General features: G+C 44.3%; 16 protein-coding genes. 7 read left to right on the top strand and 9 right to left on the bottom strand.

The window, feature by feature from the left end; all coding sequences use genetic code 11:
• Positions 1-73 precede the first annotated feature (73 nt).
• Positions 74-541: a 2-C-methyl-D-erythritol 2,4-cyclodiphosphate synthase gene (locus A2048_00900; GenBank protein ID OGP10356.1), complete on the top strand. Its 468-nt coding sequence runs from the start codon at positions 74-76 to the stop codon at positions 539-541.
• An 86-nt stretch (positions 542-627) separates the two neighbouring features.
• The gene (locus A2048_00895) at positions 628-2,082 is read left to right on the top strand and encodes a cysteine--tRNA ligase (GenBank protein OGP10355.1); all 1,455 of its coding nucleotides are present in this window, start codon (positions 628-630) and stop codon (positions 2,080-2,082) included.
• A gap of 66 nt (positions 2,083-2,148) precedes the next feature.
• Here the strand turns inward: A2048_00895 and A2048_00890 are convergent, their stop codons facing one another.
• Both A2048_00890 and A2048_00885 read right to left on the bottom strand, forming a co-directional pair.
• Entirely contained in the window at positions 2,149-2,328 is a 180-nt protein-coding gene (locus A2048_00890; GenBank protein ID OGP10354.1) for a hypothetical protein, read from the bottom strand.
• A 71-nt stretch (positions 2,329-2,399) separates the two neighbouring features.
• Positions 2,400-3,602 carry an FAD-dependent oxidoreductase gene (locus A2048_00885; protein OGP10353.1) on the bottom strand — a complete coding sequence of 401 codons (1,203 nt, stop codon included), beginning with the start codon at positions 3,600-3,602 and terminating at the stop codon, positions 2,400-2,402.
• A 145-nt stretch (positions 3,603-3,747) separates the two neighbouring features.
• Between A2048_00885 and A2048_00880 the strand changes: the two genes are divergently transcribed.
• Positions 3,748-5,265: a hypothetical protein gene (locus tag A2048_00880; GenBank protein OGP10352.1), complete on the top strand. Its 1,518-nt coding sequence runs from the start codon at positions 3,748-3,750 to the stop codon at positions 5,263-5,265.
• Between the two features lie 26 nt (positions 5,266-5,291).
• Here A2048_00880 and A2048_00875 read toward each other — a convergent pair whose 3' ends face one another.
• The gene (locus tag A2048_00875; protein OGP10351.1) at positions 5,292-6,284 is read right to left on the bottom strand and encodes a hypothetical protein; all 993 of its coding nucleotides are present in this window, start codon (positions 6,282-6,284) and stop codon (positions 5,292-5,294) included.
• 169 nt (positions 6,285-6,453) lie between these two features.
• Here A2048_00875 and A2048_00870 point away from each other — a divergent pair, with 169 nt between their 5' ends.
• Genes A2048_00870 through A2048_00860 form a run of 3 tightly spaced genes read left to right on the top strand, consistent with a single transcriptional unit; the run spans position 6,454 to position 9,367 of the window.
• Positions 6,454-6,963, top strand: a complete 510-nt coding sequence (locus A2048_00870) for a hypothetical protein (GenBank protein OGP10350.1) — start codon at positions 6,454-6,456, stop codon at positions 6,961-6,963.
• The gene (locus A2048_00865) at positions 6,953-8,785 is read left to right on the top strand and encodes a hypothetical protein (protein ID OGP10349.1); all 1,833 of its coding nucleotides are present in this window, start codon (positions 6,953-6,955) and stop codon (positions 8,783-8,785) included. The genes A2048_00870 and A2048_00865 overlap by 11 nt, the downstream gene beginning before the upstream one ends.
• A 12-nt stretch (positions 8,786-8,797) precedes the next feature.
• The gene (locus tag A2048_00860; GenBank protein ID OGP10348.1) at positions 8,798-9,367 is read left to right on the top strand and encodes a hypothetical protein; all 570 of its coding nucleotides are present in this window, start codon (positions 8,798-8,800) and stop codon (positions 9,365-9,367) included.
• An 11-nt stretch (positions 9,368-9,378) separates the two neighbouring features.
• Here the strand turns inward: A2048_00860 and A2048_00855 are convergent, their stop codons facing one another.
• The 5 genes from A2048_00855 to A2048_00835 form a co-directional block, all read right to left on the bottom strand.
• Positions 9,379-10,212 carry a hypothetical protein gene (locus tag A2048_00855; GenBank protein OGP10347.1) on the bottom strand — a complete coding sequence of 278 codons (834 nt, stop codon included), beginning with the start codon at positions 10,210-10,212 and terminating at the stop codon, positions 9,379-9,381.
• Between the two features lie 78 nt (positions 10,213-10,290).
• Entirely contained in the window at positions 10,291-12,015 is a 1,725-nt protein-coding gene (locus A2048_00850; protein OGP10346.1) for a hypothetical protein, read from the bottom strand.
• Entirely contained in the window at positions 12,012-12,293 is a 282-nt protein-coding gene (locus A2048_00845) for a hypothetical protein (protein OGP10345.1), read from the bottom strand. Before A2048_00845 ends, A2048_00850 begins: the two co-directional genes overlap by 4 nt.
• Positions 12,294-12,346: 53 nt before the next feature.
• On the bottom strand, positions 12,347-14,776 hold the full coding sequence (locus A2048_00840) for a restriction endonuclease subunit R (GenBank protein ID OGP10344.1): 2,430 nt from the start codon (positions 14,774-14,776) through the stop codon (positions 12,347-12,349).
• 39 nt (positions 14,777-14,815) lie between these two features.
• Positions 14,816-15,142, bottom strand: a complete 327-nt coding sequence (locus A2048_00835; protein OGP10343.1) for a hypothetical protein — start codon at positions 15,140-15,142, stop codon at positions 14,816-14,818.
• A gap of 130 nt (positions 15,143-15,272) precedes the next feature.
• On the opposite strand from A2048_00835, the gene A2048_00830 reads away from it, so the two are divergent.
• Positions 15,273-15,461, top strand: a complete 189-nt coding sequence (locus A2048_00830) for a hypothetical protein (GenBank protein OGP10342.1) — start codon at positions 15,273-15,275, stop codon at positions 15,459-15,461.
• Here the strand turns inward: A2048_00830 and A2048_00825 are convergent.
• Positions 15,458-18,040: a hypothetical protein gene (locus A2048_00825; GenBank protein OGP10341.1), complete on the bottom strand. Its 2,583-nt coding sequence runs from the start codon at positions 18,038-18,040 to the stop codon at positions 15,458-15,460. The genes A2048_00830 and A2048_00825 overlap by 4 nt on opposite strands.
• Positions 18,041-18,143 lie beyond the last annotated feature (103 nt).

Genomic DNA, 18,143 nt, shown 5'->3' with positions numbered 1-18,143 from the left:
GGGCGGCTCGCTTGCCGCGCCCATTACTCTGGCCCAATTACGGGCGCGGCAAGCGAGCGCCCCTACAGAAATTATGCGTACAGGAATTGGTTACGATGTCCACAAATTAGTGGAAGGCCGCAAGCTTGTTTTGGGTGGGGTTGAAATCCCGCACGAAAAGGGTTTACTTGGGCATTCAGATGCTGACGCTTTGTTGCATGCCATTACCGATGCGATTTTGGGAGCCGCAGGCTTAGGAGATATTGGTCAGCATTTTCCCGATTCAGATCCCCAATTTAAAGGGATGGACTCCCTTAAATTTCTGGAAATTACTTTTCAAAAAATAAAAGCCAAAGGTTTAAAAGTGAATAATATTGATTCGGTGATTATTGCCGAGTCCCCCAAACTTTCCCCCCATAAAGAAAAAATGAAGGCCAATATTGCAAAAGTATTACAAATGAATCCCGAAGACGTGAACGTGAAAGCCACAACTGAAGAGGGTTTGGGGTTTACCGGAAAAAAAGAAGGCATGGCCGCATGGGCCGTGGTGACGTTGGGGTAGGGGCGTTACTTGGCTGGTCATCGAGCGAAGTCGAGGTGGCCCTTCGACTCCGCTCAGGGACCACTCCCAAACAGTGCCCTACGAATATGTCTTTATTTATTTACAACACCCTTACTCGTAAGAAAGAAGAGTTCAAACCTATCCATCCCCCCAAAGTGGGTCTCTATGTGTGCGGGGTGACGGTTTATGATGAATGCCATTTGGGACACGCGCGGGCGCTCATCAATTTTGATGTCATATATCGTTATCTGAAATTTACGGGATACGATGTCACTTTTGTCCGCAATTTTACCGATGTGGATGACAAGATTATTGCCCGTGCCCAAAAAGAAAAAATTTCGTGGGAAGAAGTGGCCACAAAATACATCGCCACCTTCCATCGCGACACAAAAAATTTGGGTTTGGTGACTCCCAGTTTGGAACCAAAGGCCACCGAACATATTCCCGACATGCTTCACATTATCGAAGCTTTGGAAAAGAAAGGGATGGCTTATGCGGCCGGTGGGGATGTTTTTTATTCGGTGAGAAAAAAAGTGGATTATGGAAAACTTTCGGGGAAAAAAATAGAAGAGCTTGAGGTGGGAGCTCGTGTCGATGTTTTGGAGGCCAAAACCGATCCGCTCGATTTTGCGCTGTGGAAGGGGTCAAAACCCGGGGAGCCTACCTGGGATTCCCCATGGGGAAAGGGGAGGCCGGGTTGGCATATTGAATGCTCTGCCATGAGCATGAAGTATTTGGGAGAGACTTTTGACATTCATGGCGGGGGGCGCGATTTAAGTTTCCCCCATCATGAAAATGAAATTGCCCAATCAGAAGGCGCCACGGGTAAAACTTTTGCCAAGTATTGGGTGCATAACGGGTTTGTCAACATCAATGCCGAAAAGATGAGCAAGTCGCTCGGGAATTTTTTGACCATCGATAGCTTGCTTCAAAAATATCATCCGGAAGTGATCCGGTTATTCATTCTTGCCGCCCATTACCGGTCGCCCCTGGATTATACCGACCAAAACATTGAGAATGCCCGCCAGTCGCTTATTCGCTGGTACGGAACGTGTACCCGTGTGGAAGCGCTTAACCCCACCCAAGAGCATCTTTTGGGAGATCCCAGCATTGTTGAGTTAAATGAAAAACTTCATCAGTTTAAAACTTATTTTGTCCAGGCCATGGATGATGATTTTAATACGGCCAAAGTGGTGGGAGCCCTGTTTGATATAACACGCCTGTGGAATAAAGTGTTGGATGAAAATAAAAACGTTCCAGCCTTTTTGGTTGAAACTTTTAACGAGGTCGTCAAGCAAGTTCATGAGGTGCTGGGTATTTTTGGGTCATCTCCTGCCCGTTTTTTTGAAAAAGAAAAAACAGCAGCCATGCAAAAGTCAAATTTAACTCCCGAGGCCATTGAACAAAAAATAAAAGAGAGAAAGCAAGCCCGCATTGACAAAAACTTTGCCCTGGCAGATACCATCCGCAAAGAACTTACAGAGGCCAGCATTCAAATTAAAGACAACCCGGATGGAACGACGAGTTGGAGTATCTCCTGAAATGAGTAATATTTAGTTGCTGAAATTCGGGAACAAATCCCCCTGACCCCCTTTTTTAAAGGGGGATTAAGCGGGGGCATCAAGTTTCCCTTTTTTTTCTACTGTACTTTCCCCCTTTAAAAAAGGGGGATTAAGGGGGATTTTACCCGCTTCCGTTTTTACATTCGTTTCCGGATCAATATCTAATACCTTGTATCGTGGCTTGCCACGGAAGCTTGGGGCCAAGGCTTGCCCTGGGGTTGACACCCTTAACTTTTTTAAAAATCCACGTGATTGCTATTGGGCATCGCAATTATATCTATCACAGCTTAAAGAACTTATTTCTTGAAATGATATTCTATTTTATCCACGAGGAATTCAGCAAACGGGAGAGCACAGGTAAACGCAGGGGAAACGGCATTGAGAATGTGAAATGAGTTTCTGTCTCCTTCGTAATGAAAATCCATTTCAAGTTTTTTTGTCTGTTTGTTGTAAAGCTGGGCCCGGATGCCTGAAGGACCCCATTTTTTGAATTGGTCTTTTTTAACACCCTCCATCAATTCTGAAGCTAATCTCACCAAATGAGATTTCCATATTTTCTTTAATTCAGTAAAAGCAAGTTTTCTAAAATCAAGTGTATTGGTAAAAAAAAGTTTCGTCTCAATTCCAGCGATTTCCAGAAATTCATCATAATTAAAATTATGAAAGCCTTGATACTGTTCTCGCCAGAATGCAGGAATGGCGGTGGGGCCTATCTTAATGTGATTGTCGGCAGTTATTGTATAGTGAACCCCGAGGAATGGATAATTTAAATCCGGTACGGGGTATATATTGGTGCGTACCGATCCACTGGGTTCGTCCGAATACAGATACAATCCCTTAAATGGAAGGATGCACAAGTCTTTTGCAAATCCAAAATCATGGGCAATCTTGTCGGCATAAAGTCCTGCCGCATTGATGATATATCCCGCTTGAATAAGCCCCTTATTTGTCTTAATGCCATTTTTTGTTTTGCTGAGGTAAGCCGTGCCGTACATGATACGGATATTTTTGTCGGCGGCCTCTTTTGCCAAGTTTTTCATGACCTCGCCTGGATTGACCGAAGCTGTCAAAGGGGAGTAAAGGGCTTTTTCATGGGTTTTGACGCGTGGTTCGATTTCTTTTGCTTCATCCGATGAAATTGAATGCAATTCAACTCCGTTTGCTTTCCCTCTATTGAGTAATTCATTAAGCCTGCCCAGTTCCTGTTCATTTTTGGCGACAACAAGTTTTCCACATTCATTCACGGGGATTTTCTTTTCCTTGCAATAGGCTTTCCATCGCAAATTGCCTTCCCTTGTGAACTTGGCCTTTAAGCTATCGGCTGTATAATAAAACCCTGCATGAAGCACACCACTGTTGCGCCCACTGGCATGAAAGCCACAAAAATCCTCTTTTTCGATCAGGGTTATTTTGGCAGAAGGATGACGTTTTTGGAGCTCTAAAGCCATAGTCAGCCCAACAACGCCTCCTCCAATGATTAAAAAGTCGGTGGTTTCCATGAAGTTGTTTTTCTTCCTATTTTAATTCAACTTAAAAGACAAATTTTTTAAGGGCTTTGATCCTTGAAAAAAAATTGTCATTACTTGGCAAGATGTGTATGAACACGTACTTTCAGGTATAACAATGATGTTCTCGAATAGAAATATGAAATTTCCCCTATTTTTGATATTAAGTTTTTCTTTCTTGTTTGTTTTTCCATTGGCGGGATCTCCATACAGCTCTATCAATATTCCTGTTTCAGACCGTGTTTATGATCAACTAGACAAGCTTATCGGCCATGGTCTTATTAAAAATGTCATCATGGGGCAGCGTCCGTGGAGCCGTATGGAAATGGGCCGTATGGTCAAGGAGGCCAGAGATAATCTGAAGCAGATATGCAAGGAAGAAGATCGTGATATTAATTGTTTGGAAAAAGGTAATTTGGGTTTTGCCATTCTTAAAAACTTGGAAGGAGAATTTGCTGAGGAGATAGGTTTTCTTGACAATAAAAAATATTCCAAACCGGTCAGTTTCCATCCGCTAAGTAATCTCCAAGTTTCTTATACATTTTTGGATAGCCCTTCACGTATCATTCCATTTGATAACAATGTGGGAAAAATTCAGGCAGTCCTTAATCCTCTGGTTCAAAATAAAGAGGGCCGGCATTATGTGGATGGGTCCAATTTTGCCTTAGAGAGTCAGCATTGGTTCAGGTTGACCAAGTTTTTTTCCTTTAACGCGATACCTCGTTTCGAAGGATTGTTTCCCGATCAAGGGGCTAATGATGCAAATATCATTGCTCAAAATTTCTATGGGAAGTTTACTTTTCATAAGCTGGAATTGGAATTTGGCCGGGACAGTCTTGTATGGGGGCAGGGGAAGCATGGTGGGATTATATTGTCGGATAATGCACGCCCTTTAGACATGCTCAAGCTTTCCAATGACAGGCTTGTTCATATTCCTGTTCTTGGTAATTTTAAAGGGACACTTTACGTGGCAAATTTGGGGCCGGAACAGGAATTTAAAAAATCATTTTTTTCAGGGCTGAAACTTTCCTTTGAGCCTGCAAAATGGTTGGAATTGGGCTTTTCTCGTGCCTTAATTATAGGCGGTCAAGATGCCCCACAACCTAGTGCAGGGGATGTATTCAAAGAGTTCTTTTTTTCTCGTGGTGGTTTTTTATCTTCATCAGGAATTCAAGATCAAAATTTCTCTAATAGTATTTATGGATGGGAATTTCGCTTCCGTATTCCTCCTTGGCACAATACGGCTTTTTATTTTGAAATGTTTTCCGATGATTCTTTCTTTAGCCGATATCGTACCAACTGGGCCTATTACACGGGTTTTTATGTCCCTCGCATTGATTTTAACGGAAAATTTGATTTTCGTTTTGAATTTAAAAATTTTCCGGCCCTGTTCTATCGTCACGGGACCTTTTTATCGGGATGGACCTTAAATCAGCAAATTTTAGGGGATCCTTTAGGCCCTGATTCCCGCAGCTTTATGGCCGAGATTTTTTATACCGTGAACATAAAGCACCGTTTGGGATTAAAATTTGAACATGCTTCACGGGATAGTGATATTTGGATTGTTCCGGGGCCGAGTAAAGAGTTTGTGATCTCCAACGATAACCCTTCAGAAAAAAGGATGTCTTTTGTGATAACAGGAGACCATCAAGTGTAAGCGATCAGCAAACCCATCCCCTGTTTTTACTTTAAAATCTTAAAATCAATCTTGTGAGGCAGAAGTTTTGCGATTTGGTCGGCGGTTTGGCATTTGGGGAGTTCTGTCAGCAAGTGCCGCATGTAGGCGTAGGGGTCCAGCCCGTTGCCGCGGGAGGTTTGAAGGATACTGTAAATCATCCCACTGGCGTTGGCTCCGGCGACGGAGTCGCTAAACAGCCAGTTCTTTCGGCCTATCGCAAACGGCCGGATTCGATTCTCTGTAAAATTGTTGTCGATGGCGAGTTTGCCATATTTTAAATAGTTTATCACGTACGGCCACTGGTTTTGGGCGTACGTGATGGCTTTTCCCATCAGCCCTTGCGGCGGATACCTTTTTTCGTTTTCATCGAGCCAGGATTTAATTTCTTGGAGTATTGGCGCTGATTGCTCCTGCCGGATTTTAAATCGATCCTCGATTGTTTTTTCGCTGATCAGCTCTTCAATCTTGTACAACTTTTGAATCAGCAAAAGAACATCGTTTGCTGCGCTGCTTTGTTTTGGTGACGCTTTCCGTACATCATAAAAATACCGCCTTACATGCGCCATGCAGCCTACCCGAGTGACATCTGCTCCGTTACAAACTTCATCGTAACCCGCATAGCCATCCACTTGCAGATACCCCTTAAAATCTTTCAGCAGTTTATTGGGCACTGTTCCCGATCTTGTTGGATCGTAATCAAATAAAACAATCGGATTTATTTTCAGCCCTGCAATGGGTCCCTCTTGGGGCCCATGCCGTGATCTTACCCACATGTAACTCTTGCTCTGAGCCTTTTTCCCGGGCTCTTTTAAAACCTGAACCACCGTTTCATCGCAGCAAACATAATCCGAGGATAAAAGCTCTTCTTCCATCAGGTTGTAAATCGGCTGGAGTTTCTCAGACATTGCAATCATCCAGCCTGCCATCGTGTTGCGGGGGATGTCGATGTGGCTCCGTTTGAAAATATGCTCCAAACGATACAAAGGCAATGCATCCACGTATTTAGTGCCTGTCGGGAAACTCCCGCGTAATTTTCATGATTTTGTGTAAAATATCTTTGCAAAAAGACTTCGGATGTTGTGAAATACGAATCATTGGAAACGCTTGTAAACACTGGATCTCCAAAGTTTTCACTGATTCAAAACACCCACAATTCCGGAGGAAAATATGTCGACCATAATGGATGGAATCGAGCAACAGTCGCTGTTTGCGGACACCTCGCTGACGATGGACGTCATCGTAGGGCCTGGCAGCCGGTACCGGGTACTGGCCAAGATTTTGCCGTGGCGGGAGTTGGCGGAAGTCGCCAATCATTATCGCAAAATGAAGGTCCAGATTCACAATGGACGCCCTCTGAACCTACGCATGCATTTGGGCGTGTTGATCGCGCAGAGCATGAACCGATGGACGGATCGGGAGACCGAGGACATGGTGGCGCATCACGCGGGAGTGCGGTTTCTGTGTGGACTGGAATTTTCCAACGAGACAATCGATCACACGAGTATCGAGACATTTCGCAATCAATTGACTCCTGCCGGCGTGGAGGAGATCAACAAGGCGGTGGTGCAGGCAGCGAGCGTGTCCGGATTCACTGGGAGCGCGTTATGCTCGTCGGATACCACGGTGCAGGAAGCCCCGATCGCGTACCCGAAAATAGGAGAACATGATGCAAAATAATCTGACAACCCAAACTCTTCCTACACCAAAAGTTTCGCGGACCAGGAAACCCGATGATATGAGCCTTGAAGAGTGGCAAATTACTCTTCGACGTCAATTCGGCAGGGAACAGAATTTTTTGATCAAACATACCAGCTTCGTCTCCGAGTTCGTGATTATCAACCCACAAAGTGGTAAGCGCTATCGCGTGGCCCTTCGCGGCCCAAAACCCGGAGATAATTTTTGTTCATGCCCCGATTTTGCAGTGAATACTTTGGGCACCTGTAAGCACATCGAGTTTACCTTGGCTAAGCTTGAAAAAAAACGCACAGCCCGGACCCTATTATCAAAAGGCCTGTACCCTTCCTATTCCGAGGTTTACCTGCGTTATGGGCCAAAAAGAGAGGTGGTTTTCAAACCTGCTCCTTCGTGTTCCCCAACACTGATAAAACTATTTTCACGCTATTTTGATGCGGAAAGCATTTTAAACAGGAATGGAATTCTCAAGTTTGATCAGTTTCTTGAGGAAGTCAAAAACAGCGGGCATGAGATTCGAGCTTATGACGATACCCTTAATTTCATCAATTTTCAGCGTAACCAAGAACTCCTTGTGGAGCGAGTGAATGCCCTTTTTGATAAGGGAACTGCAAGCGCCGATTTCGAGAATCTTCTCAAAGTTCCTCTTTATCCTTACCAGTGTGAGGGTGCTTTGTTTGCAGCCCGAACGGGGCGCTGTCTCATTGCCGATGAGATGGGGCTTGGCAAAACTATCCAGGCCATTGCTGCCGCCGAAATTCTAGCCCGTACGGTGGATGTCAAACGGGTGCTGATTGTTTCTCCGACTTCCCTGAAACACCAGTGGGAAAATGAGATCGGAAAGTTTGCCAATCGAAGTGCCGAGGTCATCGAGGGATTGTTGGCAACCCGGAAGGTAAAGTATGCAACAGATACTTTCTATAAAATTACCAACTATGACGTGATTCATCGGGATTTGGAATTGATCCATCACTGGAAGCCGGATCTCATCATCCTTGACGAAGCCCAAAGAATTAAGAACTGGAAAACCCGCACGGCCCAGAGTGTTAAAAAACTTGTCTCCGACCACACCATTGTGTTGACTGGTACGCCCCTGGAAAACCGGCTCGAGGAACTGCATTCTATCGTGGAATTCGTGGACCGATTCCACTTGGGCCCCTTGTTCCGCTTTCTGGCCGAACATCAAGAAGTCGATGAAACGGGTAAGGTGGTTGGCTACAAGAATCTGCAAAAAATCAACCACACGCTTAAGTCCGTGATGATCCGAAGAACCAAAAAGGAAGTTTTGGGAGATTTGCCGGAGCGATTGGACAAAACATTTTTTGTAAGAATGACCCGTCAGCAACAGGATCATCATGATGAAAATTACGAGATGGTGTGCAAAATTGTGAAGAAATGGCGTAAGTTCAAATTTCTATCGGAAGGTGATCAGAAGCGATTGATGATTTTCCTGCAAAACATGCGCATGTCCTGCAATAGCACCTATTTGCTGGACCAAAAGACGGATTATGGGGTGAAGGCGGATGAGGTAACAACTCTCCTCAATGAAATCTTTGAGGAACCGGAAACCAAGGTGGTTATTTTCAGCCAGTGGGTGCGCACTCATGAGATTCTCATGCGAAGATTCAAAGCTAAAAAATGGGGACATGTTTTCTTCCATGGGGGTGTGCCCGGGCGTGAGAGGAAAAATCTGGTCAAACAATTTAGGGAGGATCCCTCTTGTAAAGTTTTTTTGTCGACGGATGCCGGGGGCGTAGGTTTGAATCTCCAGCATGCCTCGGTGGTTATCAATATGGATCAGCCCTAGAACCCGGCGGTATTGGAGCAACGCATCGGAAGGGTTCATCGGCTGGGGCAACAAAAACCGGTAAGAGTGATCCATTTTGTTTCGGAAGGGACGATTGAGGAAGGGATGCTCAAACTTTTATCCTTCAAGAAATCCCTTTTTTCGGGTGTTTTGGATGGGAGAGAAAATAATGTATTCTTTGGGGGTACAAGGCTTAAGAGATTCATGGAGTCAGTGGAACAGGCAACGAGCCCCATGCAAGAAGAAACTTTGCTAAGCTCAAACAATAATCAAACGGGCATTCAAGAAATCTCAGAAAAGATTCTTCAAGTTGGTACGTCATCAAAGTCAGATGAAAAAATTCCCCAGGAACCGACCCAAAACGTTTCTTCTCACGAAACTTGGGATGACATAATTAAAGTTGGCATGGGTTTGGCTTCCAAGCTTGGCAAACTGCTATCAGAGCAAGGCTCATCAAGGATCCTCACTTTCGATAAAGAGACCAATCAAATGCGTGTCAATTTGACTTTACCCAAGCCGGATACAATGCAAAAACTTTCACAAGTGATGAATGTTTTGGGCGAACTGGTGGAAGGACTATGACCTTGATATTATTATTTCAGAAGAGTTGGATCGTCGAATTTCGCACAGCGGGCTAATATGCATTTCCAGCCATTTCGGGCTTCCAAGGCCTCACGTAAAATATCGAGATACTCGTTGATGTCGACACGTTTATCAGTTGGCATCGGCCCGCTGGTTAACTCTCCAAGCAAATTTTTTCGAGATGCAAGGGAATTGCCAAGTTCAAGAATGCGGCTATAGGCCTCGCAAGCATAAGCAAAAGTTTCACGTTTTTGGTACTTTATATCGAGCAACCACTCACACCGGCGTTTCTCTGGGAGCCCAACTGTGTAGCGCTTGCAGTTGTGGAAGATGTGGGCCACCTCATGGATAACAAAGTCAGCAAACTTGTCATCCTCGTGAAAATATTCCATTGAAACATAACAAGTGGGCCCCTCGCTCAGACCTACGATTTGAGGGGCGTCGGCACCGAGAAGTTCTGCACCGATGCTGGCGAGATAGAGATTTGCCAAGACCCATCTTGTATATGGCCAGTCGATGTTTTGCAGAACGTCGCAGATGTTAGTTGATGTGAGAAATATGACAGAATGCTCAAGAACGCCGAGCAACATTTCTTGTTCATGCCGATTAAAAAGACCCCGCACCATAGGGGTAACTTTATTGCGCGTGAATGTAACAGGATCGGCGGGTATCAGTGTCGGAGAAGAAGTCGATTGATTGCGACGTTTAACCTCTAAAATCAGGGCATTTTTTAGTTCAGCGCCAGCTCTATCAAAATAGCCGCCTTCAGACCATGCCGTCAAATCTGCATCATAGTCGCCAGTTTGAAGATATTTTTGAATTTCATTTTTGGGAGCTACACTCATAAACTTGATGCAAATCTCCGATTTGTTTGCGTGATAATAGAAAACCTGACTACCAATAGGATGTCTTTTGCTGGCCTGTTACGCCAAATTTTTGAGCAACTTTGACGAATTGAGAACATTTTTCAATTCTTGCTTGAAAGCTGGAAACCGATTGTATTTTCTCTCACGGTGTTCCCATAAAAGAGCGACCGCTCTACTTGGGTCTTTTTGAACAATATAATACTCAGCAAGGGCTCCGAGTACTTCGGCGGCACGTCCGTAGGCCCTGCGATGTTTATTGGTTAGGATATGATCGATGCGTCTTTCAGCAATACCAGTGGCCCACGATAGCCATTTTTGTTGTTGCTCTTGTGTTGCCGAAATTTTTTGTAAGCTTTTCCTGATTTCGTGGGTCACACCAAAACTGTTTTTATATTTTTCGTCTGGGTCAGGCCAATCATTCCGTGAATCTTGATCCGCATATTGCTGCAAAACGGTCTTTATAACTTGAGCGTTATCTGCCTGCTTGGTTAATACTGTTAAAAGGCTTCCAAAGAGGATGCCAGTTCCGCTTTCATCAATAGACCACCCAATGGCCTTGCTGTTTTTTATTCTTTCAAAAGCCTCATCCAGTTTTCCAGAAATGATGAGGATCAATGTTTGGAGTGCCTTTGGTTTCTCCAAATTGAGAAGATGCTCCAAAATGATTTTGATCTCAGAATCACGTAGGTTTTGAGTAGAGGCCTCAGTAAGACAATCAACCAGATCGTTTCGTTTTAAGCTCGCAAAGAACTTTTTACGCCTACCGGTCAGCATCATTTTTTTGTCATCCATCGTTTGCGCGGCTTCAATCAAATATTTGGCCACCTGAACTTTAAACGTGTCCTGAGAAATACTTTGAAGGGCCTCCTGACAGGCACTTATTGCTATTTTCCAGTTCGAATTTTTGCACAATTCCTGAATCCAGTACAAATAACCCCGCGGTTGTTTCTCTCCAAAGCGTTTGGCAAGGCTGGCAAGGGCCTCAAGCCCTTCTGTCAACAGGGTAACTTCCATCAACAAAAGATGAGCCCGATCGGTATCATTTTGTTTGAGAAGTTTTTTCCATTCCTCCAGAAACAAATTCCAGTTGGGCAAGTCACCAAGTTTAGCAACCATCACATCTTGGAGCATTGGATATTTTTCTTCAGATAGTTCCAAGTGGCAAGAATTGACAGGCGCTTGGAGATTCATTGCTGCAAGCATTTCCTGGGCTAACTTCTTTGGCTCATTTTGAGTTTCAGCAAGACACCGGCAATATCTAGCTCTGACTTCCCGGCAATCAATGTCCATGTGATAATCAATGGGGCCAGATCCAAAAAATGAATTCTCCGACTCTTCCATAAAATGCAAAAGGGCGTGATAAAGGTTTTTGGCTTCGGAATAAAGGCTCGCCCAAAAAATCTTATCGACTTCACGGAAATATAACTCCAATTCAGTCTTCATCTCTTCTGTCAAAAATGGTGGACTTTCATCATCGTATTCATCCCAAGCATCATTTTCATCGTAGTAAGATCCGTCTTCAATAGATTTTATCCTGGTTTGGACCTCAGCCTTAAGATCAAGGATTTGGGTAAGCAGATCGCGGCTGGTAGTCTTTGAAAAAACAGTCTGTTTTAAAAGGTGAGGAAAATTATCAAGAAATTTGGCACGCTGATTTTGAGGAATATCCTGCGCAATGCCAATGATGACATCGAGCAATTCTTCTTTTGTTAGTTTCTGACAATACTCGGCAATCGTTTCTAAATAGGGTCGAAGAGAAAGGGTTTTATTTGATATTGTCATTTTGAGTTTTGTTTTTGCCACCGCCTATAGGTTCCCAAAGCCTCTTCAGCGGAACGTCCCCAAAGTACTTTAGTTCCTCTCGGAATGTCCTTCAGCCCGCACTCTTCCGCCGCTTCGGTTACATCGCCGCCGGAAAATGAGATTGCCTCTTCCCATATCTCCCTCTCGGCCGCTCCCAGGCATCGAGTAAATTGCGGATCAAAAAGAAACGGCCTTTCGTTGCGTCTTTGGCGTAACAATCGCTGCCTCTCTGATTTGTTTTGCTTGAATCGGGGCATTTTTAGCAATTCCTCAAGATAAATCTCATCAGAATGATGAAATCAATAAAATTTTATTGGGTGTCATCGCGTAAATAAATTGGAGCTTTGGGTGAATTTAGATTTCCTTCCTTCAAAGAGTACCCAATGGTTTTGTAACCTTGGAGTCTCCGTAAAAACATCCTTCGGAGCATCGGCACTTCCTGATCCACATAATCGTAAACTTGCAGCACCTTTTTGCCCGCATGGGAACGGTGAAGGCGTCCCACATATTGTTGCAATGTGCCCTTCCATGAAATGGGGATGACCAGAAATAAAGTGTCCAAGCGGCTGTCATCAAATCCTTCACCAATATACCGGCCTGTCGCGAGGATAACCCGTTCCTCGGAGTCGGGCAGTTTATGGATTTCATCCATGAGAGTTGTTCGTTGCTTTTTGCTCATTCCGCCCCGAAGGACAAAAACGTTTTTGGCAAAACCCTTCAATCGTTTCTCTATTTCTTCAAGATGTTCTGTGCGTTCCGTGAGAATGAGCGGGGATCGCCCTGTCTCCAAGGCCTTCATAAGGTCGTCAAAAATGAGGTCGTTTCTGGATTTGTTTTGAATCAGTGCCGAATAGATTTCTTGGATACTGAGACGTGCACTGAATTCGGGCAATCTAAATGAGGTGTATCGTGGAATCACCCCGTGTTCAAAACCTGTCAATTCCTGATGCTGTTTGGGCGTGACCTTGAAACGGATGGGTCCACACTGCATCGTAATGATGGGGTGATGGCCATCTTTCCTCACAGGTGTAGCCGTCAGCCCCAACACATATTTGGCTTTTACCTGCTTAAGAACCTGTTCAAAACTAAAAGCCGAAATGTGATGGCATTCATCAATGATCACATGGCCATAATCGGCAACAATTGGTTTTACTTCACCCTCGCGGCAGAGGGTCTGCATGGTGGCAATATCAATGAAGCCTGTGGCTTTGGAGCGACCACCGCCGATTTCTCCGATAGATTTTGCCGGCATTTCAAGAAATAGGGAGAGGCGTTCCTTCCACTGATCCATCAATTGTTTCCGATGAACAAGGATGAGCGTGTTTGTTTTTCTCTTCGCAATCATCCAAGCTGCCACGACTGTTTTACCAAAGGCGGTGGTTGCAGATAAAACTCCCATATCATGTTTCATGAGCTCAGAAACCGACTGCTTTTGGAGTTCTCTTAACTTCCCAATAAAACGGGCCTGAATGGGCTTACCCATGAATCGCTCATCCGAAACTTCCTGTTTGATACCGTATTCATTCAGCAGCTCTATAACTTCTTTCAGACAACCTCTAGGAATGGCCACATGGTCAGGGAATTCATTCCCACAAGAAATGATCCGGGGCTTATCGTACGTGGAAAGCCGCATGGCTTGGGTTTTATAGAATTCAGGATTTTGAAAGGCGGCCAAGCGAAGGATGCGATTCAACATGGCCGATGGCAACCCGCTCTTTTCCACATAAACCATGTTTGCCAAAGTAATCCTGACTTTTTCAGGAAAAGGTCCTTTGACCTTATGAGATTTCTGTTTCTGCTTTTCCCATGGCTTGATGGGTTTTTCGTCCTCATCGGAAATGAGCGGGATCTCCCCAACTTCCGCATGAAAGTCCACAGAGGAAAGAAGGTCGTGAATCCGGTTCTGATTTATTTTTTTGATTCCGGAAAGAACTGACCATTGGTTTTCGTGAAGATTGCCATTTTCATCAATGAAAGCGCTATTGCCCCGGCTTCTGGGTTCCCTTTGCAGTGGCAACGCGATCAAATTGCCAAACCCTCCTTTGGGCATGGTGTCTTGATTGGGAAACAACCGGTCATAGGAATCAAGCCCCACTTGATGCCGCTTCTCCATGGCTTTTGTCAGTAAAAAACTCCCAAGCCGCCGTGCTTGGGATGCAGCAATCGGTTTTTCAAAAAAGATCCAAACATGCCCACCTTTGCCGGAACGTGACCGCTCCAAAATGCAATCAATCTCCTGTTCACGGCATGCTTGAAGAAACGAGCGCGTATCCTCCAGCCAATTCTCTTTATCAAAATCAGCGGCAAGAAGGTGACAGGTTTCATCCGGAAGCAACGGATAAATGCCGATAGTTCTTTTGCCGATCAGGTGATCATGAATAATCTGATCGGTCATGGGTAGAAATTTTTGATTGGGGCAATCGGAACATTTGATCCGCGGTTTTTCACAAATACCGGGAACCCATTCATTGCCACAAGCAGGCGAGTAACCCGACTTACCTCCTTTGCCTTCCCAACGAAAAGCAAACACGTTTTCTTGTCCGCGAAAAAAGGAACGGAACAAGGATATTTTTTGAATTGTCGATAAAAGGTTGGAATTCGTGGCCTGCTTCACTATAGGAATTTGCTCGATGGTTGGCTCCGACAGGCTCAGCTTGTGACGTAAAACTTTATTCTCATCACGAAGCCGTTCGCATTCTTCTAAGGCTGTTTTTAATTTTGTAGCAATATCGTTACTCATAGCCAATGCCAGCTTTCAAAACATGAACGTAATTTAAACTCAAATCCTCTTTCGATCCTTGCCAAACAATTTTTCCATTTTCTCATGGGTCTTTTTGAGGATTTGGCCATTTCGCTCGAGAAAAGATTCGCGCAACAGAAACAAAATTTCAATAACAGCCAAATCAATCTCGGAAGGTGGCTTGGTCGTATCTTCTTCTTTGCGCTCTTCCCCTGCCGGGTCGTCATCGTACAAAAGAAGGGAATCGTCCTTCATCAGTTGCTGCCGGAGAATATCCGAAACCGACATTCGGAGCTCCGAAGCCTCGACACGGAATTTTTCAAAAACATCAAAAGGTAAAAATATCGATACTTTTTTCATGCGCATTTTGTCCTCCTTTGGGTGACAAAAAAAGACATACATCACAGTCACTTGTCTGTCAGGATGACAAAAGATGACAAATTGAACACCCCTCTAAAGTGAAGAAATTACCGAATAAACAAATAATTTCAAATAGATGACTCCGCAACTGAGGTTGCGTCAGGTGTGTATCCATAAACGGGTGGGCGGAGCCCAACGGGTTGAACATCTGGGAATTCAAAATCGAAGGAGAAAGTGTGGGATGGCTCTATTGCGGGGTACGGACAACTTCAACATGATGAGTTGGCAAGCAGTACTGAAAAAATCTTGGAACGTAAAAAATTAGGGGGTTTTCTTTGCTTCACGCTTTTTGATGTCCACCAAAATGCGGGCGATGTCGGGAGGGATGAACCGCTGATTATTTTCTGATCTTATTTTACCCATCATTGAGTGAGGCATTTCAGCCATTTCCATATCTTTCATCTTGTCCTGATTTTTTTCGTCAAAATAAGGGTTGGGTGCGGTGAATATTTTTTGCGGACGACTGCCGATGAATCCAGTCCAACGTCCTTTGAAGGCTGCATCGTATTTCCCATCACGGTTCATTTTTAGGAATACACGGCTGAGTTCTGGGGTCCATCGGCTTGGAAGCCTATCCTGTTGGCGTAAAATCAAAGTATCAGATAAAATTAGCTCAATCATGGTTTCCGGTTTGATAGTATATTTGCTTGTCTGCTCCACTTGCAGAGTGCCTTTGGAAACTTTTTGTCCTGGAACTTCTTTGCGGTTTTCTAAACCGATTTTGGCTTGAGCAAAGGCTTTTTGTACATCTGGCGGTAAATGCGAAATATCAACAACCTCCACTTCGATCGGTGAATTGTATGGAACAGGAGGAAGTTCAATTGGAGCACCGTTTGCGGATTGAGCTTTCCGCTCTGCTTCAAAGCCAGCTTTCTTGCCAAAGCCAAAGATCTTGGGATTTTCTAGTTTTGCAATTGGCTCATCAAAGCCATCAAATTCATCAGCTAACATCACTTTTTCTACTGATAATATTTTGGTGGCGTTATCCATTTTTTTAAGAAATTCGAGTTGTGTGCGACGATGAAAATTTTTATCCAGCCACATCACAAAGAACTCGGGTTTGGTTTTCATTTTATTTGTAAAAACAGTGTAGCGGCGTAAGAATGTTTCAAGATGGGGAGCTGCCGTTCGGGCTTTCGTTCTGAAAATTCTTTGATATTCATTCTCATCAACTCCAAGACTCCTGTGTGGGTGGTATGGAACTTTTTCAATGTTGGACGCCTCTTCTAGCCGGGCTTTTATATCCTCAAGTTTCTTATCATCAAATGCGGCTAATTGTTCCGGGGCCTCTAAGGCGCTTGCTAATTGTTGGAAGAGGCCATCATAGGCAGCCATTTTTTTCAAAGCAAGATCGGTAAGAAAGTCGACTTTTTCTTCAGTAGTTTCCAACTTATTATAAACTTCTGCATCTTCAGTTTTGATAAAAATAATTGATTGATTTTTTTGATAATCACTCATGAAGAGGCCAAACCGGTTTCCCCACTCTGCATATCCGGTTCGTACCACGCTTTGGAAGTCTGCGTCTCCGCGTCTTTGCTTAAATTCCTCAATAGTGGTTCCCATGAAAGAGTTCTCATTTGAGCCGTTGCCATTTTTGCTATTCTCCCCCAATTGTTCTTTGGGCTGATTCAAAATGTAGTTTACAGTAATACTGCTACCATAAGTGAGCCGAGCGGTGAGGGGAACTTTGCCGTCATAATAGACCCCTTTTTCTCCGCGGTAAACGCTGCTGGTATTGGTGGATCTGGTGTCGCCATTTTCTTCATTCATACCGCCATCCACGATAAGCAATTCACCTATGCTTGTGGGGGAATCCTTTCCTTGTCCTTGTAAATATCCATCCAACAAATAATACGGATGATAAATGGGCGCTCGAACGTATTTTTCAATATGACCTGTGAGCAGTTCTTGAACTTCGCCAGTATCTTTGTTGTAACCAACAGCTTGAATATGATCTGTGAAACTCTGCACGCCAAGTTGCCATCCAGGCGGTAATTGTGTGCCAGTTCTAGAAATAGAGGCGATAATCATTTTGGTTTCAGCTTCACAATTTCCACCGAAGCCCTTCATAAAATCTGCAAGTTGTGCGTATCCTCGGCTGTAGTTTTTCAGGTACTTATCAAAAAGGTGATTCTTCACCAGATCTTCAACTGAAGAAATTCCGCTCGTTGGTTTGTATTCAGAAATCATGCCGTTCCATTTTTCGACCAGTTCGCCATCTTCAGGATTGGTTATTTCTGTTTTTAGAAAAAAATCTCCCAAGTGTGGGTCGAGAGGAATGTTATGATTTTGCTGGTAGCTTGTTAAATGTTCTTTCGCCCAAGCGATGAGTTCTTCTTTATTGGGAAGTGAATATTTTTTTGCCGTGGCTCGAATTTCACGACGGATTTGGCGTTGAAGTTCTAGTTCTGCTTTTTCTTCTTCGGTGGGGCCGTTTCCTTTGATGTCGGCAGATTTGGAAATATCCGGTTTCTTCTGATCCTCATTATTTTTCCCAGTTTCGGGTAATGAAGGCATTGGAGTTGGTGCAGGTGCCATTTCATAAGGAACATCGGGTAGAGAACTTGTTTCATTCGTATTTTCTGTTCCAGAAATAGGTGGTGCTGCATTGTCTTTTTCCTCCTCCCCCGAAAAAAGAGCAAAGCCCCCGAAATGAGTGCCAACCGCAAGACCACCCGCAGCGGCTCCTGCAAAAGTTCCAAACAGTACTCCACCCGTTACAATTCCTCCGCAAGTACCGGCAACCACCAATGATGTGTTCGCGCCACGTTGGGCGCCTTTTTCCAACTGGCCATGATAAGCCATCCATGTTTGTTCACTGTCCAAAATCCACGCCTCGGCCAAACTGAGGAATTGTTCCGCTTTGGCTGTTTCACCTGATTGTAAATTAATTTTTGCGCGATCCAGTGCTTGGTCAACAGAGGTAAGAGTCAGCCAATATTTTTGC

The sequence above is a fragment of the Deltaproteobacteria bacterium GWA2_45_12 genome, from assembly GCA_001797365.1.
Classification (GTDB): domain Bacteria; phylum UBA10199; class UBA10199; order UBA10199; family UBA10199; genus UBA10199.
This window is presented reverse-complemented; position numbering and strand designations above follow the sequence as displayed.